The 25,859-nt window shown below is 44.9% G+C and carries 31 protein-coding genes; 11 read left to right on the forward strand and 20 right to left on the reverse strand.

What is annotated here, in order from left to right; genetic code table 11:
- Window positions 1–79: 79 nt before the first annotated feature.
- Both ACHUFN_RS07315 and ACHUFN_RS07320 read right to left on the reverse strand, forming a co-directional pair.
- Window positions 80–901, reverse strand: a complete 822-nt coding sequence (locus tag ACHUFN_RS07315; protein WP_394221673.1) for a spondin domain-containing protein — start codon at window positions 899–901, stop codon at window positions 80–82.
- A 12-nt stretch (window positions 902–913) separates the two neighbouring features.
- On the reverse strand, window positions 914–1,729 hold the full coding sequence (locus ACHUFN_RS07320) for a spondin domain-containing protein (RefSeq protein WP_394221675.1): 816 nt from the start codon (window positions 1,727–1,729) through the stop codon (window positions 914–916).
- Between the two features lie 223 nt (window positions 1,730–1,952).
- On the opposite strand from ACHUFN_RS07320, the gene ACHUFN_RS07325 reads away from it, so the two are divergent.
- Entirely contained in the window at window positions 1,953–2,711 is a 759-nt protein-coding gene (locus ACHUFN_RS07325; RefSeq protein WP_394221676.1) for a response regulator transcription factor, read from the forward strand.
- A 33-nt stretch (window positions 2,712–2,744) separates the two neighbouring features.
- On the opposite strand, the gene mgtE is transcribed toward ACHUFN_RS07325, so the two are convergent.
- From mgtE to ACHUFN_RS07385, 12 genes are all read right to left on the reverse strand, one after another.
- Entirely contained in the window at window positions 2,745–4,103 is a 1,359-nt protein-coding gene (mgtE, locus tag ACHUFN_RS07330) for a magnesium transporter (RefSeq protein ID WP_394221677.1), read from the reverse strand.
- Window positions 4,104–4,277: 174 nt separating this feature from the next.
- Entirely contained in the window at window positions 4,278–4,550 is a 273-nt protein-coding gene (locus ACHUFN_RS07335) for an HPr family phosphocarrier protein (protein WP_394221678.1), read from the reverse strand.
- Window positions 4,550–5,395, reverse strand: coding sequence for an RNase adapter RapZ (gene rapZ, locus ACHUFN_RS07340; protein WP_394221679.1), 846 nt, complete (start codon window positions 5,393–5,395; stop codon window positions 4,550–4,552). Before rapZ ends, ACHUFN_RS07335 begins: the two co-directional genes overlap by 1 nt.
- Before the next feature lie 87 nt (window positions 5,396–5,482).
- The gene (ptsN, locus tag ACHUFN_RS07345; protein WP_394221680.1) at window positions 5,483–5,926 is read right to left on the reverse strand and encodes a PTS IIA-like nitrogen regulatory protein PtsN; all 444 of its coding nucleotides are present in this window, start codon (window positions 5,924–5,926) and stop codon (window positions 5,483–5,485) included.
- A gap of 13 nt (window positions 5,927–5,939) precedes the next feature.
- The gene (gene hpf / locus ACHUFN_RS07350) at window positions 5,940–6,227 is read right to left on the reverse strand and encodes a ribosome hibernation promoting factor (RefSeq protein ID WP_012517338.1); all 288 of its coding nucleotides are present in this window, start codon (window positions 6,225–6,227) and stop codon (window positions 5,940–5,942) included.
- A gap of 30 nt (window positions 6,228–6,257) precedes the next feature.
- Window positions 6,258–7,739, reverse strand: coding sequence for an RNA polymerase factor sigma-54 (locus tag ACHUFN_RS07355; protein WP_394221681.1), 1,482 nt, complete (start codon window positions 7,737–7,739; stop codon window positions 6,258–6,260).
- A 73-nt stretch (window positions 7,740–7,812) separates the two neighbouring features.
- The gene (gene lptB, locus ACHUFN_RS07360) at window positions 7,813–8,538 is read right to left on the reverse strand and encodes an LPS export ABC transporter ATP-binding protein (RefSeq protein WP_014948343.1); all 726 of its coding nucleotides are present in this window, start codon (window positions 8,536–8,538) and stop codon (window positions 7,813–7,815) included.
- Window positions 8,539–8,540: 2 nt separating this feature from the next.
- Window positions 8,541–9,095 carry a lipopolysaccharide transport periplasmic protein LptA gene (lptA, locus tag ACHUFN_RS07365; protein WP_394221682.1) on the reverse strand — a complete coding sequence of 185 codons (555 nt, stop codon included), beginning with the start codon at window positions 9,093–9,095 and terminating at the stop codon, window positions 8,541–8,543.
- Window positions 9,064–9,642, reverse strand: coding sequence for an LPS export ABC transporter periplasmic protein LptC (gene lptC, locus ACHUFN_RS07370; protein ID WP_394221684.1), 579 nt, complete (start codon window positions 9,640–9,642; stop codon window positions 9,064–9,066). The genes lptA and lptC overlap by 32 nt, the downstream gene beginning before the upstream one ends.
- Window positions 9,639–10,187 carry a 3-deoxy-manno-octulosonate-8-phosphatase KdsC gene (gene kdsC, locus ACHUFN_RS07375; RefSeq protein WP_394221685.1) on the reverse strand — a complete coding sequence of 183 codons (549 nt, stop codon included), beginning with the start codon at window positions 10,185–10,187 and terminating at the stop codon, window positions 9,639–9,641. The genes lptC and kdsC overlap by 4 nt, the downstream gene beginning before the upstream one ends.
- Window positions 10,188–11,168 carry a KpsF/GutQ family sugar-phosphate isomerase gene (locus ACHUFN_RS07380; protein WP_394221686.1) on the reverse strand — a complete coding sequence of 327 codons (981 nt, stop codon included), beginning with the start codon at window positions 11,166–11,168 and terminating at the stop codon, window positions 10,188–10,190.
- Window positions 11,169–11,170: 2 nt separating this feature from the next.
- The gene (locus ACHUFN_RS07385; RefSeq protein ID WP_394221687.1) at window positions 11,171–12,127 is read right to left on the reverse strand and encodes a calcium/sodium antiporter; all 957 of its coding nucleotides are present in this window, start codon (window positions 12,125–12,127) and stop codon (window positions 11,171–11,173) included.
- A 573-nt stretch (window positions 12,128–12,700) separates the two neighbouring features.
- Between ACHUFN_RS07385 and mlaF the strand changes: the two genes are divergently transcribed.
- The 7 genes from mlaF (at window position 12,701) to murA (ending at window position 17,407) form a co-directional block, all read left to right on the forward strand.
- On the forward strand, window positions 12,701–13,501 hold the full coding sequence (mlaF, locus tag ACHUFN_RS07390) for a phospholipid ABC transporter ATP-binding protein MlaF (protein ID WP_394221688.1): 801 nt from the start codon (window positions 12,701–12,703) through the stop codon (window positions 13,499–13,501).
- Window positions 13,498–14,274 (forward strand): lipid asymmetry maintenance ABC transporter permease subunit MlaE, encoded by a 777-nt coding sequence (gene mlaE / locus ACHUFN_RS07395; RefSeq protein ID WP_394221689.1) that lies wholly within the window; start codon window positions 13,498–13,500, stop codon window positions 14,272–14,274. The genes mlaF and mlaE overlap by 4 nt, the downstream gene beginning before the upstream one ends.
- 9 nt (window positions 14,275–14,283) lie before the next feature.
- The gene (mlaD, locus tag ACHUFN_RS07400) at window positions 14,284–14,757 is read left to right on the forward strand and encodes an outer membrane lipid asymmetry maintenance protein MlaD (protein ID WP_394221690.1); all 474 of its coding nucleotides are present in this window, start codon (window positions 14,284–14,286) and stop codon (window positions 14,755–14,757) included.
- A 117-nt stretch (window positions 14,758–14,874) separates the two neighbouring features.
- On the forward strand, window positions 14,875–15,540 hold the full coding sequence (locus ACHUFN_RS07405) for an MlaC/ttg2D family ABC transporter substrate-binding protein (RefSeq protein WP_394221691.1): 666 nt from the start codon (window positions 14,875–14,877) through the stop codon (window positions 15,538–15,540).
- Window positions 15,537–15,845, forward strand: a complete 309-nt coding sequence (locus ACHUFN_RS07410) for an STAS domain-containing protein (protein WP_394221692.1) — start codon at window positions 15,537–15,539, stop codon at window positions 15,843–15,845. Before ACHUFN_RS07405 ends, ACHUFN_RS07410 begins: the two co-directional genes overlap by 4 nt.
- 29 nt (window positions 15,846–15,874) lie before the next feature.
- The gene (locus ACHUFN_RS07415; RefSeq protein WP_012517351.1) at window positions 15,875–16,132 is read left to right on the forward strand and encodes a BolA family protein; all 258 of its coding nucleotides are present in this window, start codon (window positions 15,875–15,877) and stop codon (window positions 16,130–16,132) included.
- A gap of 12 nt (window positions 16,133–16,144) precedes the next feature.
- Window positions 16,145–17,407 (forward strand): UDP-N-acetylglucosamine 1-carboxyvinyltransferase, encoded by a 1,263-nt coding sequence (gene murA / locus ACHUFN_RS07420; protein ID WP_394221693.1) that lies wholly within the window; start codon window positions 16,145–16,147, stop codon window positions 17,405–17,407.
- A gap of 124 nt (window positions 17,408–17,531) precedes the next feature.
- On the opposite strand, the gene ACHUFN_RS07425 is transcribed toward murA, so the two are convergent.
- The 3 genes from ACHUFN_RS07425 to ACHUFN_RS07435 all read right to left on the reverse strand — a co-directional run bounded on the left by ACHUFN_RS07425 (window position 17,532) and on the right by ACHUFN_RS07435 (window position 20,790).
- A complete protein-coding gene (locus ACHUFN_RS07425) occupies window positions 17,532–18,602 on the reverse strand; it encodes a trypsin-like peptidase domain-containing protein (RefSeq protein ID WP_394221694.1) in 1,071 nt (356 codons plus the stop codon).
- 303 nt (window positions 18,603–18,905) lie between these two features.
- Window positions 18,906–20,267, reverse strand: a complete 1,362-nt coding sequence (locus tag ACHUFN_RS07430; RefSeq protein ID WP_394222092.1) for a DegQ family serine endoprotease — start codon at window positions 20,265–20,267, stop codon at window positions 18,906–18,908.
- Between the two features lie 88 nt (window positions 20,268–20,355).
- Complete coding sequence (locus ACHUFN_RS07435) at window positions 20,356–20,790, reverse strand: ZapG family protein (RefSeq protein ID WP_394221695.1); 435 nt, start codon at window positions 20,788–20,790, stop codon at window positions 20,356–20,358.
- 255 nt (window positions 20,791–21,045) lie between these two features.
- Between ACHUFN_RS07435 and zapE the strand changes: the two genes are divergently transcribed.
- Window positions 21,046–22,143: a cell division protein ZapE gene (gene zapE / locus ACHUFN_RS07440; protein WP_394221696.1), complete on the forward strand. Its 1,098-nt coding sequence runs from the start codon at window positions 21,046–21,048 to the stop codon at window positions 22,141–22,143.
- A gap of 316 nt (window positions 22,144–22,459) precedes the next feature.
- Window positions 22,460–23,182, forward strand: a complete 723-nt coding sequence (locus ACHUFN_RS07445; RefSeq protein ID WP_394221697.1) for a YebC/PmpR family DNA-binding transcriptional regulator — start codon at window positions 22,460–22,462, stop codon at window positions 23,180–23,182.
- A gap of 141 nt (window positions 23,183–23,323) precedes the next feature.
- On the opposite strand, the gene ACHUFN_RS07450 is transcribed toward ACHUFN_RS07445, so the two are convergent.
- From ACHUFN_RS07450 to ACHUFN_RS07460, 3 genes are read right to left on the reverse strand one after another with little or no spacing between them, the layout of a single operon-like run.
- Entirely contained in the window at window positions 23,324–23,755 is a 432-nt protein-coding gene (locus tag ACHUFN_RS07450) for a globin domain-containing protein (RefSeq protein WP_394221698.1), read from the reverse strand.
- 11 nt (window positions 23,756–23,766) lie between these two features.
- Window positions 23,767–24,714, reverse strand: a complete 948-nt coding sequence (locus ACHUFN_RS07455) for a DUF3034 family protein (RefSeq protein ID WP_394221699.1) — start codon at window positions 24,712–24,714, stop codon at window positions 23,767–23,769.
- Between the two features lie 48 nt (window positions 24,715–24,762).
- Window positions 24,763–24,969, reverse strand: a complete 207-nt coding sequence (locus ACHUFN_RS07460) for a hypothetical protein (protein WP_394221700.1) — start codon at window positions 24,967–24,969, stop codon at window positions 24,763–24,765.
- A 199-nt stretch (window positions 24,970–25,168) separates the two neighbouring features.
- Here ACHUFN_RS07460 and ACHUFN_RS07465 point away from each other — a divergent pair, with 199 nt between their 5' ends.
- Entirely contained in the window at window positions 25,169–25,825 is a 657-nt protein-coding gene (locus ACHUFN_RS07465) for an NAD(P)H-dependent oxidoreductase (protein ID WP_394221702.1), read from the forward strand.
- Window positions 25,826–25,859: the final 34 nt, after the last annotated feature.

A 25,859-nucleotide genomic window follows, 5' to 3' on the forward strand; every position in this document is an offset into this window, starting at 1 on the left:
AAAAAAACACCCCATTATGAAAATAACAGGGCGCTTTTGAGTTTTCCGTACATACTTAATTAACGAACCGCAAAGTAAACTAGCGGGTTCGAGTTATTACTACACGACTGGTTGGGAAGTCAAAACGGTGCGCTTCGGTTAACACCGATGTAGTCAATCCTTCACGGCTTGGGTCGTCAGCGTTCGCGCTAGTTACCACACCTTGGTGAAGCCTAACGGCGTCGGCAAGGTCATCTCTTACCACATCATAGCCCGCAGCTTCACCGCCGCCTCCAGCTGCACCTGCTGCAGGTCCTGGCATAGTCGCTGCTGTTTCTGTATTAGCCTCTGTGCCTGCATCCCAAGTAACGGACATAAAGCTTTTTGAATCGCCCACCGCCATATTGCTTACATCTGCCGCATTAAGCCCTGTAAATGCGTCATTGGTATTAACCAGCATCGTTGTTACTGTAAGGCGCAAATTATCAGCATCAAGCTCTGGTACCACAAGCGTTTGCTCGCTGCCCATAGAACGGGGCGCTAATATACCGCCAGAGTTTTGAGCGTCTAAGAAGTCAGTAGATTCCATCGCCTCAGTAATAACCATAGACGGATCGCCGCCTTCGGCCATTATTTCAATGCCCATACTGGCTGGGGCACCTTCAGAGAATGCGTTGTATCCGGTTTCATGCAGAATTACCGCAGCGGGTGCAAATGGTTGCGAGTATGTAAGGTTAGTGATTTGCACGGTATAAACGGCAGAGTTACCATTTACACCATCTAAACCGTCTTCGCCATCTTGACCGTCAGTACCTGCTTCACCTTGTGGACCTGCTGGGCCTGTGTCACCATCATCTCCACAGGCAGCAAGTAATGCAGAGAGCATTAATAATGTGCTGAGTTTAACTATTGGATTATTCATTGTATTGGCTCCTTAAGATGCAGGAACAGTAATAACTACACGTGCAACTGGGTTTAACCAACGGTGTACCGTTGAGTCTAAGTCACTCGCGCCAGCGGCGTTATCAGTGTCACCTAGCGCATTGCGATGAATGTGAACCGGGCCGTCTTCACCGTCTTCAATTTCACCGTTAACCACTTGTGCGCCAACGCCTGTACCACCTGTACCTAAATCAACTATGCGAGTCGGTGCGCTACCTCCTGCAACACCTGGCACGCCATACCCACCTAATGCATTGCCAGTCCCCGCTTCAACCACGTCAGTACGGGCACTGTTTAATTCGTCGTTAAGCTCAGTACCTGCATCATAGGCATTTAGGTAGTATGTGTAGGTGCCTGGCTCAGTAGGAATTTCAATGCTGTCCATGCCAACAAAAGCATCGTTTGTCGGTATAAGCATAGAAAGTAGCGAAAGGTAAGGTTTGTCCATGGTATCAAATGGGTAGCTAAGCGTTGCTTTCGGAGCAAGTAGACCGCCAAATCTATGCCATGTATTCGAGCCATTGTCAGTATCAACAGGCCCTAATGCGGCTTCGAAGTTGGCGCCGCTCGAATCTGCGTTTTGTTCGTCATCAATAACGCCCGCTTCGGCAAGCCACGCCAAGGCTGATGACGCAGGCTGCCCAACTTCAAATGCATCTACTGTTTCATCGTGGGCGATAACTAAGCGGGGAGTAAAACTTTGCGCTTGCGTTAAATTGGTAATTTCAATGTCTAAAGTAACCGCTTGGCTTACTGAAAGTGTTGCGAGCGACAGTAGGGTTGCGCTGGCGAGTTTAGTGAATTTCATCTTATTGTCCTTGTTTATGGCTTAGATCGCATAAAAATTTAGGGCAGTAAAATGCGCAATTCATCACAGAAGTATCACAAAAAGCACACAGATTCGTCTCAAACAATCACAGAGCTGTTAGAAATTACTCAAAAGTGAATTGGGCTAAAAAATTTGTTATTTACTTGGAATAAATTTGTAACAGGTCCGGTCTTGTCTTTTATCGGCGTATTAGGAGCGGGATATGATCCTTGTTATCTACAGTGGAAATAAGTTTCAACAAACCATATCGCAATGCTTGAGTAAGCACGGCTATGTGCACGACGCGGTCTCTAACTTCCAGTCTGCGTCGTCACTGCTTGCGGCGCAGCATTACTCGCTAGTTATTGCAGAGTCGCACGGCAGTGTAATGTGCCTTCGTCGCATTGAGAGCTTAGTGGCAGATAATCCTGAAAGCTGGGTAATGGCGGTGGAGAGCGAAAGGCATGCATGGCTTGGCGAGCCTGCTGATGAAGCGGTTGATGAAGCAGACTATTACGAAGTAGGCGTAGATGACTACCTTGCAGGCCCGTTTTGCGAACGTATGTTTTGTGCTCGAATTCGCTCTCATATGCGCCGAAGCATGCCAAGCCAAGAAGGCATAAGGACGTCGCTAGAAAGCGATGAGCGCATTGAAATTGGCCCCTTGAAAGTCGATCAACGCTATCACAGTGTAACCATAAATGGCCAAGTATTATCGTTAACCGCTAGGGAGTTTACGTTACTGGATTATTTTTGCCGTCATCCTAATCAGGTGTTTTCTCGCAATCAATTGCTCAGCGAGGTGTGGGGATATAACCATGAAGGCTATGAACACACGGTAAACACCCACATCAACCGATTGCGTACGAAGCTCGATAAAGTGAATAGCATTGAAAATGGCGGACAACTGGTAGAAACCGTGTGGGGCGTAGGTTACAAGCTAAACATTAATGGTTACACCCAAAAAGCACTGAGCGCTTAGGTGAAACGCATCGCACAATTTATTGATGAAAAATTAAATTAAGAATAGGGTTGCCGTACCCAAGAAGGCAAAGATGCCCACCACATCGGTAATAGTAGTGAGTATCACGCTACCAGCAAGTGCAGGGTCAATTTTAAGACGCTTCATGATCATAGGTAACGTTGCACCGGCAAGGCCTGCCGCGATCATATTTACCAACATGGCAAAGGCGATGATGACGCCAAGCATATAGTCTTGCTTCCATAGCGCAATAACAGACGCGATTAGCACGGCCCATATTGCTCCATTTAAAAAGCCAATGGATAGCTCTTTTGTAATAAGCCATCGGGAGTTACTAGCGTTAACATGGCCTAGTGCCATACCGCGAATAACCAGCGTTAAGGTTTGGTTACCCGCTACGCCGCCCATACTGGGCACTATTGTGTTTAAAATGGCAAGTACGGCAAGCTGGCTAAGTGTGGCTTCAAACAAATCGCTTACCATTGCTGCCATTAGCGCGGTGACCAAGTTAACCGCTAGCCATACTGAACGACGTTTAGTACTTTGCATAACGGGTGCAAAGGTATCTTCATCGTCATCTAAGCCCGCCATACTCATCATAGAGTGCTCAGCATCTTCACGAATAATATCAACCACGTCATCGATTGTAATTCGACCTACTAAGCGGTGATTTTCATCTACAACGGGAGCAGACAGCCAGTTGTAGCGCTCGAAAAGGCTGGCTACTTCATCGTCTGGCATATTCACAGGAATCGCTTCCGATTCCTCGTCCATCACGTCAGACACTTTGTCGTCGGTGTCTGCGGTCAGTAGACGGGTAACAGGCACAATACCTACAAGGTTGTCGGTTCTATTGACCACATAAAAGGTATCGGTGTTTTCGGGTAATTCCCCTTTTAAGCGAATGTAACGCAGAACCACATCAATGGTTACGTCTGGACGCAACGTAATGGTATCTGTGTTCATGATGAAACCAGCGGTTTCTTCACCATAAGATAGCGCTTGCTCGGCGCGTACTCGGTCTTGCGCATCCATTGAATCAAGAATGTCTGCTAATACCGGCTCAGGAAGGCTGCTTAGCGTTTCTGCTAAGTCATCGGTATCCATCTCTTCAAGTGCATCAACCACATTGGCAGGAAGCATCTTGGTAATGATTCCGTTTCGAACATCATCAGAGAGTTCTTCTAGAATGTCGCCGTGAAAGTCACCGTCAATCAGCTCCCATAGTTCGTCACGGGTTCTACTCGGGCTAGACTCAAGAATGTGGGCGACGTCAGAAGGAGGTAGTTCAAGCAGAAGCTTACGTACAGAGACAAACTGACCGTTGGTCAACGCGGCATTGAGTGCCCGTAATTGAGTTTGTACGTATTTAGAAACAAGCGCTTCTGCCATAAGGCGTCATTCCTACAAGTTAAATAATGAACAGAGCAGGCTATCAAGCCTAAGTGGCCGTAGAATATCGCAATTATAATGAATATGTCATGACAATCGCGTGGGTTTTACGCAGGTTTTTCAACTAACTGCGCTAAGTGTTGATTTATTCGTCAATTGAGCTGGCAGGTCTAATTACTCATCTTCGTTGAATCTGCCTTCGATAAGTTCTTCTATTGCAGTAAGTGCATTCTCAGAATCGCTTCCATCAACAATGACATCAACTTGCTCACCTTGATGGCTTTCGAGCATCATCAGGCCTAATACACTGCTTGCGTCAGCCTCTTTATCGCCTTTTTTCAATATAATCTTAGCGTCAAATTGGTTAGCAAGCTTTACAAGCTGAGTGGCCGCTCGGGCATGTAAGCCTAATTTATTGACGATAGTCAGCGTTTTTTGAATTGTCATTATTGATTGAGCTCTCTATGGCGAATTTGTACATCCGGATGTATTTCGCTGAATGTTTTCGACAAGGCTTGCGCGATATAAACCGAGCGATGTTGGCCGCCAGTACAGCCGATTGCCACCGTGACATAGCTTCTATTATTCCGCTCTAAATGGGGAAGCCATGTAGTGATTAAGTTCTGAATTTGCCAAATGAATTTGGTTACAACAGGCTGTGAGCCTAAAAATACTTCTACAGGCGCATCAAGCCCAGTGAGGTGCTTAAGATCAGGTTCCCAGTGCGGGTTAGGCAAAAAGCGTGCGTCAAAAACATAGTCCGCATCTTTGGGTATTCCGTGTTTAAACCCGAACGACTCAAACACTAAAACCAAGCGAGAGCTTTTCTTACCAAGAATTCGCTCGCGAATAAGCTCAGCAAGTTGGTGAATGGTGAGTTTATCGGTATCTAAGTACAAATCAGCACGCTCAGTAATAGGTGCAAGCAGCGCTGACTCGGCTTTAATTGCTTCTGAAAGTGATTTGTTAAGCTTTGCAAGCGGGTGAAGACGACGGGTTTCACTGAACCGCTTGACCAAAACATCATCGCTGGCGTCAATGTAAACAATGGTCATCGACCATGATGAAGGAAGGTAGTCTAAAATCTCAACGAGATCATCGGGATTCTTAGGTAAGTTTCTAACATCAATACTCACCGCGACTTGATCGTACTCATCGACAACAGTGTGAGTTAGAGTAGGGAGCAGGTTTACCGGAATGTTATCAACACAGTAATAGCCTAAATCTTCCAGTGCGCGAAGTGCGACAGATTTACCAGACCCCGAACGACCACTGATTATGATCAGCTTCACCTAATTTCTCCCTCATATTCTGGTTATATCGCATATGTGTTGTCTATGGTAGCGCCGTCACTTCAACCGTTTTTCGGCGCTATATGATTAACCCAATGCAGAAAGAATATCGTCGCTTGTAGTGGCGCGACGTATTGCTTTAATTGTGTCTTTGTCGTTTAGTTTACCTGCCACTGTGGCTAAGGTTTGAAGGTGACCTTCAGTCTGCTCTTCAGGAACGAGCAGGGCGAAGAATATATCCACGGGCTTTTCGTCGATCGCGTCAAAGTCAATCGCAGGCGTACTGGTGACAACAATGGCTATCACTTTCTTAAGCCCCGCTAAACGGCCATGTGGCAATGCAATACCGTTACCAATACCCGTACTGCCCATTCGCTCTCGAGACATTAAGCTATTAAGTACCGTTGCCGAGTCAATATTTTCATTATTTTTGGCAGCGATATCAGCAATTATCTCAAGAATTCGCTTTTTACTATTACACTGAACCGCACACTCGGTGCGGTCCAGACTTACGATGGCTTGTATATCCATGCTCAATTAACTACTAATGTTTTTTCAGTTTTTCCTTATGCTTGATTACCTGCCGGTCGAGTTTATCAACCATGCTGTCAATCGCCGCATACATGTCGGTATTTTCTGAGGATGCGAATACTTCAGCGCCACTTAAATGAACGGTCGCTTCGGCTTTTTGATTTAATTTTTCAACGTTCAGGATGACATGCACATTAGAAATGTGATCAAAGTGACGTTCAAGTTTGCTGAACTTCGTATCGACATAATTACGCAAAGAGTCGGTGATTTCGACATGATGACCAGTAAGGTTGATTTGCATATTTCGTCTTCCTTATATAATTAAGCCTGTTTAAATAAGGCTCTTGCGTTGGTTCGACGGCGGGATCGACAACGATTCCCGGTATTTTGCTATTGTTCGCCGAGCAACCTTAATGCCTTGTTCGGCCAACAATGAAGCAATCTTGCTATCGCTTAGCGGCTTGCTAGGCTTTTCAGCTGCCACTAATTTTTTGATCAATGCACGAATCGCTGTAGATGAACACTCACCACCAGACTCGGTTGCAACGTGGCTTGAGAAGAAATACTTTAATTCGAAGATTCCACGAGGCGTATGCATGTATTTTTGCGTTGTTACGCGTGAAATAGTCGATTCGTGCATATCTACCATTTCTGCGACATCATTTAGCACCATTGGTTTCATCATCTCCGGGCCGTGCTCAAAAAAGCCCATTTGTTGCTGCACAATGCAGTTTGCAACCTTCATTAAGGTTTCGTTGCGAGATTCTAGGCTCTTTATGAACCACTTGGCCTCTTGCATGTGTGAGCGGATGAATTGTGAGTCGCTACTGTTCTTTGCACGGCGACTCATTGCTGCGTATTGTTGATTAACGCTTAACTTTGGCAGACTGTCGGGGTTTAGCTCAACTACCCAACGGCCATTTTTCTTGGTTACCGAGACATCAGGAATAACGTACTCAGGCTCTTTAGTAACTAAAGCACTACCTGGGCGAGGATTCAAGGTTTGTAGTAAACGCATGGCCTCGCGAAGCTGATCTTCTTTCAACCGGCTTTTACGCATTAGCGTACGGTAATCTTTACTGCTGAGCAGGTCAGAGTACTCTTCAATTAGCTGTTTAGCTTCAACAAGCCAAGGTGTGTCTTCAGAAAATTGACGTAACTGCACCATCAGACATTCTTGCGGAGAACGCGAGCCAGAACCAATAGGGTCGAACATTTGAATGCGTTTTAATACACATTCTATTTCGTCCATTTCGATAGGTTCTTCCATATCATCGTCGTTAACGGCTTCTAAAATATCGTCAAGCGTTACGGTTAAATAGCCGGACTCGTCAATAGAGTCGATGATAGCTGTCGCGATAGCGCGATCGGTATCCGAGAAGTGGGTAAGGCGCATTTGCCACAACAAGTGTTCTTGAATATCTTCTGTGGTTTCACCTTGGAATATTTGCTCGTCGTCATTAGACGGGCCAGGGGCTGGCGCAGACGAGGCAGAATAGTATTCATCCCACGTACTGTCGATCGGCAGCTCGTCGGGCAGATCATTTTTCTCTAATGCATCACCTGCTTCTAGCGTGTCACTCGATGCCGAAGCAGTAGCTTCAGCGCTGCTGTCATCATTGTCGATATTGTTCTTTTCTAACTGCGGCTCATCGTTTCCTTCTTCTACTTCTAAAAGTGGATTAGAGTCGAGCGCTTCTTGGATCTCTTGTTGAAGATCAAGTGTAGAAAGCTGCAGCAGTTTAATGGCCTGCTGAAGCTGAGGTGTCATGGTAAGTTGTTGGCTAAATTTTAGCTGTAAAGATGGTTTCATCTACGTCTTATTTAAATGCTCTAAATTGAATATACCAGAGCGAAACTGAAAAATGACAATTCGGTTACATTAACTATAGCCTGAATTGTTCGCCTAGGTATACATCCCTTACTTTTTGATTACTCAAAACCTGTTCCGCCGTTCCTTGCGCAATAAGCTCGCCATGACTCACAATGTACGCCTTTTCACAGACATCCAATGTCTCTCGTACGTTATGGTCCGTGATAAGGATACCAATACCCCTATCGCGAAGATGTTGTATTATCTTCTTTATATCATTAACTGATATTGGATCAACACCAGCAAATGGTTCATCTAGCAAAATAAATTGTGGTTTTGCTGCCAGCGCGCGTGCTATCTCAACGCGACGGCGCTCGCCCCCTGACAAACTCATTCCCGTACTATTACGTATATGGTTAATATTAAATTCATCAAGTAGCGCATCGGCTTCTTCTTCTTGCTGCTGTGAATTTAAATCTTTACGGGTTTGCAAAATGGCCATGATATTTTCATGTACCGTTAATTTTCTAAAAATCGACGCTTCCTGCGGAAGGTAGCCAATACCGCGGCGTGCACGCTCGTGCATAGGTTGGTGGGTAAGCTCGTTATCGTCGATTTCAATCTTGCCTTTGTCTAAATTTACTAACCCCACAATCATGTAAAATGTGGTGGTCTTACCAGCACCATTAGGGCCAAGAAGGCCGACAATTTGACCCGTTGAGACCGAAAGGCTTACATCGCGGACTACTTGTCGAGACTTGTAAGCTTTAGCAAGGTTTTTAGCGCTCAAAGTTGCCATTGCTATTCATTGCCCTCGTTATCTTTTTGGTCTTTCTTAGACGATGCTTTTCGAATTACCTCAGGTGTAAATACGGTGGTTACGCGACCTTCACCATCTTTACCTTCGCCGCCAGTGGCAAGAAGTTGCTCAGTGATCATATCGAACGTAATGTTGTCACCTTGTACTTTACTGGTGTCTTGCTTCAATTCAGCATTGCCCGCTAGAGAAATGGTGCGATTTACCACTTCATAGCGTATTTCATTAGCTTTCGCAGATACGGGAGTACCGTCTTCTAGTTTCTGCGAATAGCTCGCTGGCTTCCCTCTGGCAATAAATATTTCTCGGCCACCACCTTCAGTTGCAATAACCTCCACTTCGTCAGCTTCAATCACCAACGAACCTTGCGTAATAAGTACGTCATCTTTGTACAACGCGGTTTTATTTTTACCGTCGATAAACTGTGAGTTCGAGCCTATTTTAATGGGCTTCGAAAAATCATCTTCACTGGCGTGTAACGCACCGCTAGCGATGGCAAGTAATAGACTAGTTGCTAGGGGAATAAGTGGTTTGTACATGATTCAAAAGCTCGTATTCTTGTGTGCGTAAATTCGCGTTAAACCCATTGCTTAAAATGACATATTGCGAACCCAGAATTTCAACGGGTTGATCGGATGTCATTTGTTTGGTTTCTAAATTAATCTGAATGTATTGCGTTGATATACTTTTGACAAAGTCATCACTGGTTTGGTTCTCAATATAAACGTCGCTTTCCAATTGAATAAGCTCGTTGTTATAAAGCGTACCTTCTTTAGCTGTTACCACCCATGGAGAAGACGCGTTTTCGGTGTAAAGCGTATACTTTGGCTGCTGGAATAGCACAAAGCCAAGTTGGTCGTAATGCTCCATCGACTCTGCAAACACTTTGTGGTTTAACTCACCGTTTTGATTGTAAAGCGTGGTGGTTAAGTTTTTCGCTTTATAGGCGGGCTTAAGTGCATCATTCTCGCTGCTGCCGAGTGCTTCAGGCTGTTCTTCCATCCACGTAGGTATATACATCAGCATGGCCAAAATAAACAGCGCTGAAATACTTAACCCTAAGCGATTAAAGCCAAACAGGCTCATACACTTGCTCCAAAAATTTCATTGGTCACCCCTTTGGCTTGCAAAATGGTGTCGGATATTTCTCGTACGGCTCCAAATCCGCCGGGGAGTGTAGTAACCCAATTAGCTTGATTAGCGACAAATGGGTGTGCATCGGCAACGGCAATTTTAATGGCTACGTGCTTAAACATACCCGTGTCTGGCATGTCATCACCTACAGCCGCGACTTCATCAGTGCTTAAACCAAGACTTTTCATTAGTTCATTAAGCGCGTCTGCTTTATTCTCTTCGCCTTGAATAATATGCGCAACATTCAGCGCTTTCATTCTGTTTTCAACAATAGCAGAACGACGCCCGGTGATCACTGCAACATTAACGCCATTACTCACCAGTGCTTTAACGCCGTAGCCGTCACGAGTATGAAAAGCTTTTAGCTCTTCCCCGTCGTTGCCTAAGTAAATGCGGCCATCGGAAAACACACCGTCAACATCACAAACCAATAGCTTCACTTTGGCTAACTTAGTAAATAGTGCAGAGTCCATATTGGTATACAAGGTGGTCGTCATTTATAGCACTCCTGCCTTCAATAGCATATGCATGTTAAAAGCCCCAACAGGTTTTCGATGATTATCGGTAACCATTAAGGCACTTATCTTGTGCGTTTCCATTAAATTGAGTGCTTCTACGGCAAGCTGTTCTTCTGTAGTGGTTTTACCGCCTTTAGTCATAACATCCTTGACCGTTGCGCTGTGCACATCAATACGAGCATCTAGAATGCGTCGCAAATCACCGTCAGTAAATACGCCAGCAAGTGTGTTATCTGGCGAAGTGACACCAGTCATCCCTAAGCCTTTTTTTGATATTTCTAGTAGCGCGTCGGCAACGGAAGCATCTTCACTGACAAGCGGTATATCACTACCCGTTTGCATTATATCGCTTACCTTAAGCAGCAACTTTCTGCCAAGACTACCGCCTGGGTGAGACAGTGCAAAATCATCAGAAGTGAAGCCTTTGTGGTCAAGCAGGGCTACGGCAAGCGCGTCGCCCATCACCAAAGTGGCGGTTGTGCTTGATGTCGGCGCAAGACCCAGCGAACAGGCTTCTTTCTCTACACTAATATTAAGTACTACGTCAGCGTGTTGCCCCAGCGAGCTTGATTCGCTGTTAGTCATTGCAACCACTTTGATGCCTAAACGTTTAACCACAGGTAACAAATTCACCAACTCATTGGTTTCACCTGAGTTAGAAATTGCCAGCAGCACATCGCCCTTGCTTAACATGCCAAGGTCGCCGTGATTTGCTTCGCCAGGATGCATGAAAAAAGCGGGGGTGCCAGTGCTTGCTAGTGTGGCGGCTATCTTATTACCAACATGCCCAGATTTTCCCATACCGCTAACGACTACCTTACCCTCGCAGGCAAAGAGAATGTTGCATGCAGCAGTAAAATCATCATTTAAACGGTCAGCCAAATTAGCAATGGCTTGCGTTTCAATTTCAATGACGCGTTTTGCCGAGTCGATATAGTTCATCTGAGTTTGTGTATTCATGATTATCCGAATAGCCAGAATTGATAGCCGATAAAGCAAGCCAAAAGTGTGAATCCATTCGTTCTTGATATTGTGCGTTTACCAATTAAATCGAAACTGAATAGGAACAACAGCAAAGTCAATCCAAGCATAACGTACATGTCTCGATTATAAACATCTGGGTCGAGCGTTCCCGGGGCGATAAGCCCAGGCATTCCAAGTACAGCAAGCAAATTGAATATATTAGAGCCAATAATGTTACCTAGCGCTAAATCGTCTTCACCTTTTAGAACGCCTGCAATACTGGCGGCAAGTTCTGGAAGGCTTGTGCCTAGTGCAATTATCGTAAGGCCAATCACCAAATCAGATATGCCCATATACCTGGCAATCTCTACCGCTGAATTTACTAAAAAGTGTGCGCTTAATGGTAAAACTATTAAGCCTACGCCAATCCAGATAAGTGCTGATGTATTTGAAACGCCTTTGGGAATTTCGTCTGCTGTTTCAGCAACTAAAGGATCTTCTTTATCTACCTGAAGAGACAGCCACGCCATCATTGCCAATACAAAAATGAATAAGCCAAGCAATATAATGCCTTCATAGGACCTAAGCTCGCCATCAAACAAAAAGCCAAGCGCAATCAAGGAAATAACAAGAAGTGCAGGGAGCTCGCGTCTAAGCGTTGTAGAGGATACCAGCAAGGGTTTTACTAGTGCGGTGATACCCAGCACTAACGCCACGTTGGTAATGTTAGAACCCAACGCATTACCTACGGCCGTATTCATATTGCCATTTGCAGAGGCAATAGCAGAAACCACTATCTCAGGTGCTGACGAACCCATGGCGACAATAGTTAGTCCGATCATCATTGGAGATATACCAATGTTCTTCGCTAATGCAGAAGCCCCATAGACAAAACGATCAGCGCTCCAGCTAAGTACAATTAGCCCAACCAGAAAAATGACAATGTTTAAAAGCACAACAACCTGTATTTGAAAGTATTTCGCTAGATTGTCGCAAAAAGAGTGCCATTTGCCTATGCTCGCGACGTTTTATTTTCATCAAATGCCGTCAATTGACGTAAATTTCTGCTTAATCGAGAGTGGTACGTAAACCTAGGTGTGCGAACTGCTGTATTCAGTTTCAGTTAATAAACAACGAAATAGGATAAACGTGCTTGAAGCCAATGTGGAAGTTGAAACGAGGTGGTTTGCACTTGAGCGTGTGATACCTAGCATTCGTCTTAATCGAACATAAATTGTAACTTTTTGACTTTGGCGAGGGTCTTGAAAAAGCGTACAATGACACCAAATTACACCGCCCAGTGAACGTATTCAGCGAGTTGAGTTAATAAACTACACTGCTGAGTAAACTTTCTTGGTGTTATGTGTTCATAAAGTACACTGTTGAGTAAACATAACAAGTATTCTTTGCTTAAGGGCATAAAATTTGAATACTTGGGTTTCTCTTATTCACTTAACAAATTCAATGTAGATTGTGAAAGCTAGATGCATAGCCACAGTCTTACGTCAGGGGTCGACATTTAAAAAACTATGGATCATTTAGTTGAAGTAGATAACCTAACCTTTAAGCGTTCAGATCGCATCATTTACGATGGTATCTCGCTTAAAGTACCCAAAGGTAAAATTACCGCGGTTATGGGACCTAGTGGTATAGGTAAAACCACTCTTCTGCGTCTAATTGGCGGGCAGCTAACGCCAGATGAAGGCGATGTAAAATTTGATGGCGACTCAATTGTTTCTATGTCGAGAAAGTCGCTTTACAAAACCCGCCGTAGAATGAGTATGCTTTTCCAAAGTGGCGCACTCTTTACTGACATGAGTGTATTCGACAATGTGGCATTCCCTCTTCGCGAGCATACTAAGCTTCCAGAAGATGTTATCGCTACGATTGTCGCTTTAAAGCTACAGGCTGTCGGATTGCGCGGTGCTGCTAAGCTTATGCCCAGTGAATTGTCTGGCGGTATGGCCAGGCGCGCTGCATTAGCAAGGGCAATAGCCCTTGACCCAGATTTAATCATGTACGATGAACCTTTTGCCGGACAAGACCCCATTTCAATGGGCGTGCTAGTTAAGCTAATTCGCGAGCTTAACGATGCACTTAGCCTAACCAGTATTGTGGTGACGCATGATGTTACCGAGGTGCTTACCATTGCCGACTATATCTATATATTGGCTGACAAGCGCGTCATTGGTGAAGGAACGGCGCAGCAAATCAAAGACAGTGAATCTGAGTTGGTTCAACAATTTTTAAAAGGAAAGGCAGACGGTCCTGTGCCATTTCACTATCCCGCACCTGAATTGAAAACAAGCTTTTTGGGGGCAGACAAATGAGTTTCTTCCAATCAACGGGTGCTAATACCATAGGTAAAATTACGGCGGTTGGCCGGGCAGCATTAATGTTGCTAGGCGCGCTATTTGCCGTTCCAAGAGTTAAAAATATTCCATTAACCATTAAGCAGCTTTACGTTGTTGGCGTACAGTCGCTTCTTATCATAATGGTGTCGGGCCTATTTATCGGCATGGTAATGGCGTTACAAGGCTATACCATATTAGTTGATTACGGTGCTGAAGGTAGCTTAGGCCCAATGGTTGCGCTGTCTCTGTTGCGCGAGCTTGGACCAGTAGTGACTGCGCTGCTATTTGCTGGGCGTGCAGGTTCAGCACTGACCGCTGAAATTGGCTTAATGAAAGCCACTGAGCAATTGAGTAGTTTAGAAATGATGGCGGTTGACCCGCTTAGACGCATTGTTGCCCCGCGCTTTTGGGCGGGAATGTTAGCCATGCCAATGCTTGCGGTAATTTTCAGTGCCATAGGTATTCTGGGCGGCCATTTAGTTGGCGTAGATTGGCTGGGTGTTGACGCCGGCAGCTACTGGTCAATTATGCAGTCAACAGTAGATTGGAACCAAGATGTCATAAACGGCGTAATAAAAAGCCTCGTGTTTGCCTTGGTTGTGACGTGGATTGCCATATTTAAAGGTTACGATTCTATTCCAACATCGGAAGGGATCAGCAAGGCGACTACCGAAACGGTGGTCTATTCATCATTAGCAGTATTAGGGCTGGACTTCGTGCTAACCGCCCTTATGTTTGGTATCGAGTAGGGGATAGGAATGAGTAAGTATAAAACGGAAGTAATGGTTGGCGTGTTTGTCATGCTCACTATAGGTGCGCTGTTGTTATTGGCACTAAAAGTGGCTAATCAAACAGTAGCAACCGAAGGTGATACTTATACGCTATACGCGAAGTTTGACAATATCGGTGGTCTTAAACCAAGGTCGGCGGTAAAAGTAGGTGGCGTAACGGTTGGCCGTGTGTCGTCTATCACTCTAGACCAAGAAGACTTTACTCCTGTGGTTGAGCTGTCAATTTTGAATGAATACAACGGATTCCCTGAAACCAGTTCGGTCTCTATATTGACCTCGGGCCTATTGGGTGAACAATACGTTGGGTTTCAGCCTGGTTTTTCGTTCGACGGTGTCGCGAATTTACAAGATGGCGATTACCTTCAAGATACAAAATCGGCGCTAGTTCTAGAAGATCTTATAGGGCAGTTCCTGTTTAACCGCGGTAGTGACGAAGAATAAATATGGTCACATGACTGCTTTTTATTGAGCGGTTGGTAACAAATTCCAGCGACCAGATGAAACTAAACGTATTGTCATCGGGTCTGCTAAATAGATATTTAAGTTAGGAGAGTGATTTTGAAAAAGATTATGGTAGCGATTGGCATCTTTATGATGTCTTTAGCGGGTTTGGCTAACGCACAGGAAGTAAACGAGAAAAACCCATACGAGCTTGTACAGGACGTGGCAAATCGCACTTTTGAACGCATAAAAGCCAATCAGGAAGCGATTAAGTCAGATCCAGAAATGTTGCGCACTATCATGGAAGAAGAATTAGTTCCGCACATCGACTATAAGTTTGCGGCATTTATGGTACTAGGAAAGCACTTTAAATCAGTACCTCAAGAAAAAATGGGCGAATATATCAGCGTGTTTCGTCAATATTTAGTGACGACTTATGCGGTAGCAATGGGCTATTACGATAACCAAGAAGTCATCTTCGAGCCTGAATCATCTTTTGATGACAAGAAATCAGTGACAGTACGCGCCGTTGTTCAAGATCCAAATCGCCCAGAAATAAAGATTGCCTTTAAAGTTCGTAAAGACAATAAAACCAACGAATGGAAAGCTTACGATATGGTTGCTGAAGGCATTAGTATGCTAAGCAGCAAGCGCAGTGAATTTGAGTCTATCCTACGTCAAGACGGCATTGATGCAGTAATTGGGTTAATGCGTGAAAAAATTGGTAAGCCAGTTGAGCTTAAACAAGGCGAGCCAATTGAAATTGAAGGAGAGGCCGAGTGAGGCTTCTCGAGGTAAATGACAAAGGCAGCGTGATAATTCATGGACATTTAGACCGTGACACGCTGTCGAAAAATTTTTGGGAAAGTTTAAGCGGTAATGAACGTAGCACGTTGATTCAAAACAAAACGTGTGTTGTTGACTTAAGCGATGTTGAGCGTGCAGACAGTGCTGGTTTAGCGTGGCTTATTAATGCCGTTAGGGATGCAAAGCAAAATGGTGTTAGCATGGCCCTACGTAATATGCCTGAAAAGCTGCACAAGCTTGCAAAAATAAGCGACGCAGATAGCTTTTTACCAGTAAAATAAATACCAGTTAGCGAATTAAGAAGTAAGTTATGGAATTGTCGGAAATTGAAAAAATCTTGAAAGATGCATTAGATCTTCACGAAGTCCACGTGAAAGGTGAAGGTTCGCATTTTAATATTATCGCCGTAAGCGATGCGTTTAATGAAATGAGTCGAGTAAAGCGTCAGCAAGCTGTGTATGCGCCTTTGGCTGATAAGATTGCAGACGGCAGTATGCATGCCATTACCATCAAGACGTTTTCAGTAAAAGACTGGGAGCGTGAGCGCCAGTTCAATATTCCTCAATAATAGGCGTAGCTCGTGGATAAACTCGTAATTAAAAAGAGCCCTGCGCTTAACGGCACAGTACGTATTTCTGGCGCTAAAAATGCGGCTCTTCCGTTGTTAATGACAAGCTTGCTTACCGATTCACCTTGTCGTTATACCAATGTTCCTCGACTTCGCGACATCAACACTACCACTGCGCTGCTGCGCGAGTTGGGTGTTGAAGTAGCACAACCAGCAGCTAACGACATTGTTATTGATGCCAGCACGCTGCAAAGCGTAACCGCGTCATATGAGTTAGTGCGTACTATGCGTGCGTCTATTTTGGTGCTTGGCCCGCTCTTAGCAAAACAAGGTAAAGCAAATGTGTCTTTACCTGGCGGCTGTGCCATTGGTGCTCGTCCAGTTAACCTTCATTTAACGGGCCTTGAAAAAATGGGCGCGAAGATAGAGGTAGACGAGGGCTATATCCGCGCAGAAGTGGATGGCCGCTTGATAGGCGCACGCATCTTTATGGATATGGTAAGCGTTGGCGCTACCGAAAACCTATTAATGGCTGCTGCCCTTGCTGATGGCACGACAGTGTTAGAAAACGCCGCCCGCGAGCCAGAAATTGTTGATTTAGCAAACTGTCTTATTCAGATGGGAGCGAAAATTAGCGGAGCAGGAAGCGACAAAATTACTATCGAAGGTGTTGAAACACTAAACGGTTGTGATTACGCAGTGTTACCGGATCGCATTGAAACGGGTACTTTCCTTGTAGCAGCCGCTGTTACTGGTGGCAAAATTCGCTGTACACACGCGGCACCAGATACCCTTGATGCAGTGCTAGATAAGCTAGAGCAAGCGGGTGCTAAGATCACAACTGGTGAAGACTGGATTGAGTTAGACATGGAAGGGCGCAAGCCTCAAGCCGTGCGTGTTAAAACCGCGCCTCACCCTGCATTCCCCACCGATATGCAGGCACAATTTGTAACGTTAAATTGTGTTGCTGAAGGCACAGGCGTAATTACCGAAACTATTTTCGAAAACCGCTTTATGCATGTTCCAGAACTACAGCGCATGGGCGCTGAAATTGCTCTTGAAGCTAATTCTGCGGTATCGAAAGGCGGCTCAAAGTTAAAAGGTGCTCCGGTCATGGCAACCGATCTTCGCGCCTCAGCAAGCTTGGTTATTGCAGGGCTAATTGCAGAAGGCGAAACTCACGTAAACCGTATCTATCACCTTGATAGAGGTTACGAGGCCATTGAAGAGAAGTTAGGTGGCTTGGGAGCCGTTATCGAAAGAGTGAAAGAATAAGTTACGGGCTTATATTTCTAAAAAAAGCGCCAGATAGCATGTCTACTCGGCGCTTTTTTTGTGTCTTAAAATCTACACTTTAATGCCTGGATATGAAGGGCCTACCGTGCCCTGCATTTAATCTCTATTGGCCGGCGCGAAGCTCTGCAACGGTAACTTTAAGTGTTAGCGGGCGTCCATCGCGGCTTAGTTCAATTTCAAGCTCGGTACCAGGTTCTGTTTCAGCAATCATGTCTAGCGTTTTAGACGCGCTTTCTAGGCGCACACCATCAATGGCAACAATGATATCGCCAGGACGAATGCCCGCTATTTCTGCAGGGCTGCCTTTTGCCACAGCGGAAACATCAATACCAGGGCGGTTGCGGTTCTCCCCGCCAACAAAACCCAGTTGACCGCGGACAACACGGCCATTACTTATTATTTCATCCATAACTCGCTTGGCCAATTCGTATGGAACGGCGAAGTTGATGCCATCAACATTGCGTGCGCGATTGTTCGAGTCTAATACCTGAAAATTAGCGTTTGTGATTCCAAGTAAAATTCCGTTGCTGTCAACCAATGCTCCGCCAGAATTACCTTGGTTTAATACCGCATCGGTTTGTATAAAATCGACATAGTTAGAAAGGCCGTTTCGACCTGCGCGGCTAACAATGCCTTGCGTGATGGTCTGACCTAAATCGAACGGATTTCCGATAGCCATCACCACATCACCTACGTGAGTATCAGGCTCTGCAACCTGAGGAATAATGTGTAGGTTATCAGCGGTAACTTTCAAAACCGCAAGGTCGGTGAGGGGGTCGGTTCCAACTATTTGTGCTTCAAGAATGCGGCCATCTTGCACCGCCACATAAATGCTGTCAGCGTCTGCGACAACGTGATGGCATGTCAGTAGATAACCGTTTTCGGTCATGATTACACCAGACCCTAAACTTGTGCGCCCACGGGACTGGTTTCTAAAAAGGCCAGAGCCATTTTCAATGCTCACACTATATATATTGACTACGGCGGGTGCTGAGCGGCTTAGCGCTTCGAAATAGCTTTCGCGGTTAGCCCTAACTGACGGCGCACTAAAAAAAGAATGAGCAAGGCTTTTGCCTTGGCGAAGGTCGGGGAGAAAAACCAAAAGCAGTGCAGCAACGGCAACGCCAAGCAGTACTGATTTTAGTAAAAAGTTAATTATTGAGCGGCCAGTCACAAATCACACTTATTATTTTTGTCGCACTTTTTCTATCTATGCCATGTGCATGGCACGACTTCACAAACTTAACGTGCAACGTTTTTGAATTGTCATGTTGTATTTAAGGATATCACTTTACTCAATAAACTACCGTAATGAAAAGCAAATTTTGTGTAACTGTATTTACATTACCATTACTTGAGGGGGGAGCAGAGTGTGCGCTTCATTTTTGATTACTACCGTTAAGGTACCAAACTGACCAGCGTTGAAAACTAAAACGGCGCTTGAAAGCGCCGTTTTTATTAGGTTAGCTTTTAATTGCTACTGCCTAATTACCAAGTAAAGCGTTGAGTTACCGCGTTTTACATTAAGTGCAATAACACCTTTTGCTTCATCTAAAGCGTTTCTGAATTCAGCTACGCTAGACGTACGCACGCGGTTAACACCAATGATCACGTCTTCAGATTGCAGTCCGATGCGAGCGGCCGGCGCTCCACGCTCTATTTCAGACACTATCACCCCAGCGTTACCAGCATCGTCCGTACCGTTTGTCAGGGTTGCACCTTCAAGGGCTGGATGAATTTGCGCGGCAGTAACGGTGGTATCAGTAGCGTCGTCTAGCACAACGTCGACATTCATTTTCTTACCTTTACGCATGACCGTAAGTTCTACCTCAGCACCTGCACCCATACTCGCAATTTTTGCGCGAAGTTCTTGGAAGCTATGAAGTTTGCGGCCGTTAATCGCGGTAATAATATCACCGGCTTGCAAGCCACCTTTCTCTGCAGCCGAGTCAGGCTGTACTTCGCTGACGAACGCACCAATATTCACTTCCGCATTCATGGCTTCAGCAAGCCCTGCGTCGATGTCGCTACCTAAAATCCCCAATAGACCACGGCGCACTTCACCAAATTCCGCGATTTGGTCAACTAGGCTCTTCATCATATTGGCAGGAATAGCAAAACCAATACCCACGTTTCCGCCATTAGGGCCGAAAATAGCGGTATTGATACCAACCAGTTCACCGTGAAGGTTAACCAAAGCGCCACCTGAGTTACCGCGGTTAATTGCAGCGTCAGTTTGGATGAAGTCTTCGTAACCACCAATGTTCAAACCAGAGCGGCCTAGAGCACTTACAATACCTGACGTAACCGTTTGAGATAAGCCAAAGGGGTTACCAATTGCAACGACGAAGTCACCCACGCGCAGTGCGTCAGAATCTGCCAATGGCAACGCTTTTAAATCGTCCGGCTCAATCTTAAGAAGCGCGATATCACTTTGCTCATCAGAGCCCAGCTTTTTCGCTTTAAACTCGCGGCCGTCGGTTAGCTTAACAGTGATTTCGTCTGCATTATCCACAACATGGTTGTTAGTGACTACGTAGCCGTTGTCGGCATCAATGATGACACCAGAACCAAGACCTCGGAATGGGCGCTCTTGAACTTGCTCTTGCGGTGCACCGAAGAAGTAACGAAACATTTCGGGGACACGCTGCGTGGAGGTTTGTGTTCCCTCTACTGCAATACTTACTACCGCGGGAGTAGCCTCTTCAAGCATAGGGGCTAAAGAGGGAACTTCATCTTTCTTATCAGAAAAGAAAGGTAACGCCGCCTGTGTGCTAGCAGTAAAGCCCAATGAACTTACAACAACGGCAGACGCCAATATACAATGGCGAAAAGACATTTTCATGTTCGCTTACACTCCTTCATGTTATATGCGACATAGCATGGTTTCACTAAAAGAGTCCGAGGTCGTAATAAAGTTCCCGATGTTACTGTTTTTCTGCGGTATTCTTATCAGAACCGCCGACGAACAGCCCAGAACCCGAGTTAGCGAAGTCTCTTGGTTGTGTGTCTGACACACGCTTAACTCTCGATTTATCAGACCCTTTTAGGTTGTTACGTAAATATGTGGTTGCTTGTTCCCCATAAAAAGGAACCTTGCTGTCTTCGTCGCTGCCTTGTTCAAGCAGCATTTCATACTCTTCAATTTGTTGCTTAAGCGTTTCGCATTGGCTTTCAATGCTTTCTAAGCTTTGACGAGTTTGGTGAATGTGGTGTTGCGCCTGCTGTGCGAGGATCTCTTTAACTTGCTTTTCTGTTTGTGCAGCATTGCCTGCGCCTTGCTTTTGTTGAAAAAAGCGACCCGCGAAAAAGCCAATAATTAACCCAACTACTAACAAAGCAAGAGATACTAACAATTCCATTATATTCTCCGAATCAATCTACATCTTACAGCCGACCATTTCTTTTACGATCTAAAAGCTGCTTTCGACCATACGCTGAATATAGCAAGGTCGAACCCGAAAAGCGCATACATCGTGACATTTATTCGGTGTATGTCGAATTTCAATGTGAGATTCTACCGTGATTTCCATTAAAATTAAGGTCATAATTGAGAAATTCAAGCAGGTCGGTGCAGCAAGCGCCGCTATTGACTTTTGTACGGAGTGGTTTCGGCGATGACGCCATGGGAAAAATATCAGCTAGATCTTCAGTCGTCTGACTTTCATTACGACGCAGCACAAGAGAACGCAGTAAAAGAGCTCCAACGTTTGTTTGATGAACTTACCCAGCCTGAAAAGAAAACGACCTGGCGGGTAAAGCTTAAAGCAGCGTTTGGTAAAGGTCATGCAAAGCCAGGCATACAGGGCATTTACTTCTATGGTGGAGTGGGGCGAGGTAAAACCTATTTGGTTGATACCTTCTACGATTGCTTGCCTTTCGAGAAGAAAATGCGCGTGCATTTCCACCGCTTTATGTATCGTGTGCACGATGAATTAAAGCAGCTAAAAAGTGCGCAAGACCCACTTAAGCTGGTTGCCGCCAAGCTAGCAAAGGAAGCACGCGTTATATGCTTCGACGAATTTTTCGTGTCTGATATTACCGATGCCATGATTTTAGGTACATTAATGGAAGAGTTGTTTGGTCACGGCATTGTACTGGTGGCAACGTCGAACATTGTTCCAGACGATTTATACAAAAACGGCTTGCAGCGTGCGCGATTCTTGCCTGCTATCGACCTACTTAATCAGAATACCCGTGTAGTAAATGTTGATAGCGGTATTGATTATCGTCTTAGAACGTTAGAACAGGCGGAAATTTACCATTATCCGTTAGACGAGGCAGCAACAGAAAATTTGCATAGCTATTTTACTCAATTAGCCCCAGAAGAAGGCTCTACGGGTGAAGAAATTGAAGTGAATAATCGCAAAATCAAAACCCTTCGAAATGCTGATGGCGTTTTGATGATTGAATTCAATGCGCTGTGTGGCGGCCCTCGAAGTCAAAGCGACTACATTGAATTAAGCCGTTGTTACCACTCTGTACTACTGGCTAACGTAAAAGAAATGGGCCAGCATAATGACGATGTAGCGCGGCGTTTTATTGCCATGGTGGATGAGTTTTACGAGCGAAATGTAAAGCTAATCATATCGGCAGAAGTTGCGCTTGAAAGCTTATATACCGAGGGACTACTTAATTTTGAGTTTAGGCGCTGTTTAAGCCGCTTAAAGGAAATGCAGTCTCACGACTACCTCGCTACCGAGCACTTGCCGTAAGCAAAAATGTGTGGGGTCAGAGTACATTTTCAAAAAACTGGGGTCAGTGTAACTTTTAGAACCTAACCAAAAAACGTTTTAGTCACGTTGCAGCACTGTATGCAGAGGCTTTCACATTGGTATTACATAAAAATTAAGGTAGAATTTCGCACAAATTTTTTGTGTCGCTTTGCCTGCCATTATTTTTTGATAGTGCCGCGCTTAGCAATGCTGCGTTTGGCAACTTGCTATTTTGGGCGCGGCGGCACAGTCTTATAAAACAGTAGCCCGATAAAACCTAACGCAGCGTTTTAATTGCGAGAAAGAGAATTTTAAGATGGGAAGAGCATTCGAAGTACGTAAAAACGCCATGGCAAAAACTGCCGGCCAAAAAACTAAAGTCTATTCTAAGTACGGTAAAGAAATTTACGTGTGCGCAAAAAATGGTGGTACCGACCCAGCCACTAACCTATCGCTTCGCCGCCTTATGGAAAAAGCGAAGAAAGACCAAGTACCAAGCCACGTTATTGAAAAAGCAATCGATAAAGCAGCTGGTGGTGCAGGTGAGGACTTCCAGCCTATGCGCTACGAAGGCTTTGGCCCAGGTAACTGTATGGTAATTGTTGACTGCTTATCAGACAACGCGAACCGTACCATTACTGAAGTACGTAACTGCTTTACTAAAACTAACGCAAAACTTGGTGCGCAGGGTGCGGTGTCACACATGTTCGACCACCAAGCTGTATTCCAGTTTGAAGGCGACGATGAAGACGCTATCTTAGAAGTGCTAATGGAAGCTGATGTTGATGTAACTGACGTTGAAGTTGAAGACGGTAAAGTAACGGTTTACGCACCACACACTGAATTCTATCAAGTTAAAACAGCGCTGACAGAAGCTTACCCTGACATCACTTTCATTGCCGATGAAATGAGCTGGATGCCGCAAACTGAAACTGAAATTAGCGAAGAAGACATGCCGATGTTTGAAAAATTCATGGACATGCTTAACGACTGTGACGACGTACAAGACGTTTACCACAACGCGATTACGCCTAACTAAATCTTAGCCATTTAAGTTCATGTAGAAGCCCTCGTTTTATCGAGGGTTTTTTGTTTTTTAAACTCTTATATCAGTAAAAGAAACCCAAAGCGTTAACGGTTACATTTATTACTCTGTATACACGCCTTGCCATCCGTTTTTTTACAAGCCAAGCGTCTCGTACTTTATGGGCGCAAGTTTTTTGAGAATTCGGTTTTCTTGCTGATACGTAAGTCCTACATCGCGCATTGCGCCTTGCACGTACTCTACCAAGATATAAAACTCTCTTTCTTTGATATCGAGTCCAGTATGCGACTCTAGCATTGTTTTCCCGTCGTACTTACACGGGCCCCCAATAAGCTCACACGTTTGAGACACCAGTTGATCTCTTAGGTGCTTTTTAGGCACACCTTTAAAGTAATGCCCTATTTCGGGGTCAGTATAAATGCGCGTAATGGCTACGCCAAAAATAGTGTTAAGTGTTTTGTGACCGCCTATTTCTTTGTAGAGTGATTGTTCAGAGGTGCTCGCGCAACCACCAAGCACAAGGCTTAACAAAGCAATGGCTGCAATTTTTCGATTATGTTTAATCATCTGCCCCCCTATCAAAAGTTTCCGTTTACCGTTAAATAAAAGCCTGTGGAGCTTTCTTGCAAGGGTAAGTTACCTACATCAACATAAGCCGCGGTAATTGAAATAGACTTGTTTGGGAAGTAAGCAATGAAAGCATCCACTACTGTGTCTTCTTCTGCCAGCCCACCTAGGCGATTCGTTTGAGTCCTAAACTCTGTACCAATTGCCGTTGTTGGGCTTATTAGTAAAGCTAAAGAACCTTCCCATTCAAGTTCGGCACTATCATCTTCTTGGGAACCAAAACCTAATAGGCCAAACACATTGGCTTTGGTGTATCGGGCGGTCAAATTGGTAAGTAAATTGAAACCTGCTGGAACACCTAGCCATAATTTGGTGGCAGATACATAGACATCAGTGCCACTGTCGTCTTTTGCTCCTAGCAACATGGGTACACCGGTATTAGGAAGTGGAATGGTTCCATCGGGTAGGAAAAGCGAGCTATTGAAGTCTCTATTTTTCTTATACTGCGCACCTATGGCAACTTGAGGCAGCCATGAGTCTTGCGCAAACACTCCGTCACCAAAAACCTTAACTTTAGCGCCGATAATGTCTTGTTCAATCGTGGCGCTATTTGCGTTAGTTATTGCACCTTCAGTAAGAAGTGCAAAAACATTGCTTGTTAAACCTGATGCAATATCAAGTTGCTGTCGTTGTACGCTAACCTCTACGCGATCAAATAAGCTAACACTTGCGCCAGCAGTGGTTAGCGTATAGTCGTTCAAGCTCAGATATTGGGCATTCACTGAATAGCCAATTTCTTCTTTGCTTGTGTATCCTCCAATAAATGCCCAAGGGGTAATGCCACCGCCCGCCGTGCCTTCAAACCCGGTTATGCCACCTGAAGCTATTAACCGTGAACCGCTGTCGGCAAGAATAGGCGAGGACACGAGGAAAAGAGGAAGAAGTAAGCGCTTTATCATATGGTAAGCCTAATACGTTGTTATTATTGTCATATCACAGCATAGCGACTAACTCACTATTTGTGAAATTACCGACAGTGCCACTAAACTCAAGCAGCTTAATAGGCCAATAAGCGATACCCATTTGGAAACGAAGCGGCGCTGTTGCTCTGCGTTAAGCGCCGCGATATTCGTGATGCCATAGTAAAGAAGCACAGTAAAGGCGCTAAGTGTCCACGTAAACTGAATGCCACCTATTAAAGCAATAATTGCCATAACTAAAAACGATGAAAAGAAAATCGTTGCTGAAAATCACTAGTCTTCAATATTTTTTTGAAACTGATTCGTTATTTATCGGGCTTATCATTGAAAAGCGAGATAGTTACCATACGTTCCGCTTTCACAGGTTCACCGGATTCTGTGTAAGCCTTTACCCATAGGTGAGGGCCGCAGGCGATGTAAAGAGGAGTTAGTTGTGTCTCATCCAATTATTGAAGATTTAAACAAGCGTTACACGGTCAAAAAGTACGATGCGAATAAGCGCATTTCAGCTGACGACATTACAACAATTCTTGAAGCGTTGAGACTATCAGCGTCTTCAATTAACTCACAACCCTGGAGGTTTGTGGTCGTTGAAAGTGATGACGCGAAACAACGCTTACATGATAGCTTCGCCAACAAACATCAGTTTAATCAGCATCATGCTAAAGAAGCATCGCATACTATTTTGTTTGCCTACGACCCTAACTTCACTAAAGAGAAATTTGGTAAGCGGGTGGATGCAGAGGTGTCGTCTGGTCGCTTACCCGAAGATATGCGTGAAAACTTTATGGGTGCTTACGCATTTGCAGAAGCGAATACCGATGCAAACGGAAACAATGCAGCATGGACCAAAGCTCAGGTTTACTTGGCATTAGGAAATGTTTTGCACACGCTAGCGCGACTAGGCATTGCGTCTACGCCGATGGAAGGGGTTGACCCTGAGCTACTTGGCGAGTTGTTCAAAGACGAACTAGACGGTCACATTTGCGAAGTGGCACTTGCCATGGGCTACCCAGATACAGAGCAAGATTGGAACCATGGTTTACCTAAAGCGCGCCTTGCAAAAGAAGATGTAATAGCAGTTGTGTAATGCCTGACAACACAAGCTTGCTATGAATATAATA

The organism is Alteromonas gracilis (assembly GCF_043642145.1).
Classification (GTDB): domain Bacteria; phylum Pseudomonadota; class Gammaproteobacteria; order Enterobacterales; family Alteromonadaceae; genus Alteromonas; species Alteromonas gracilis_B.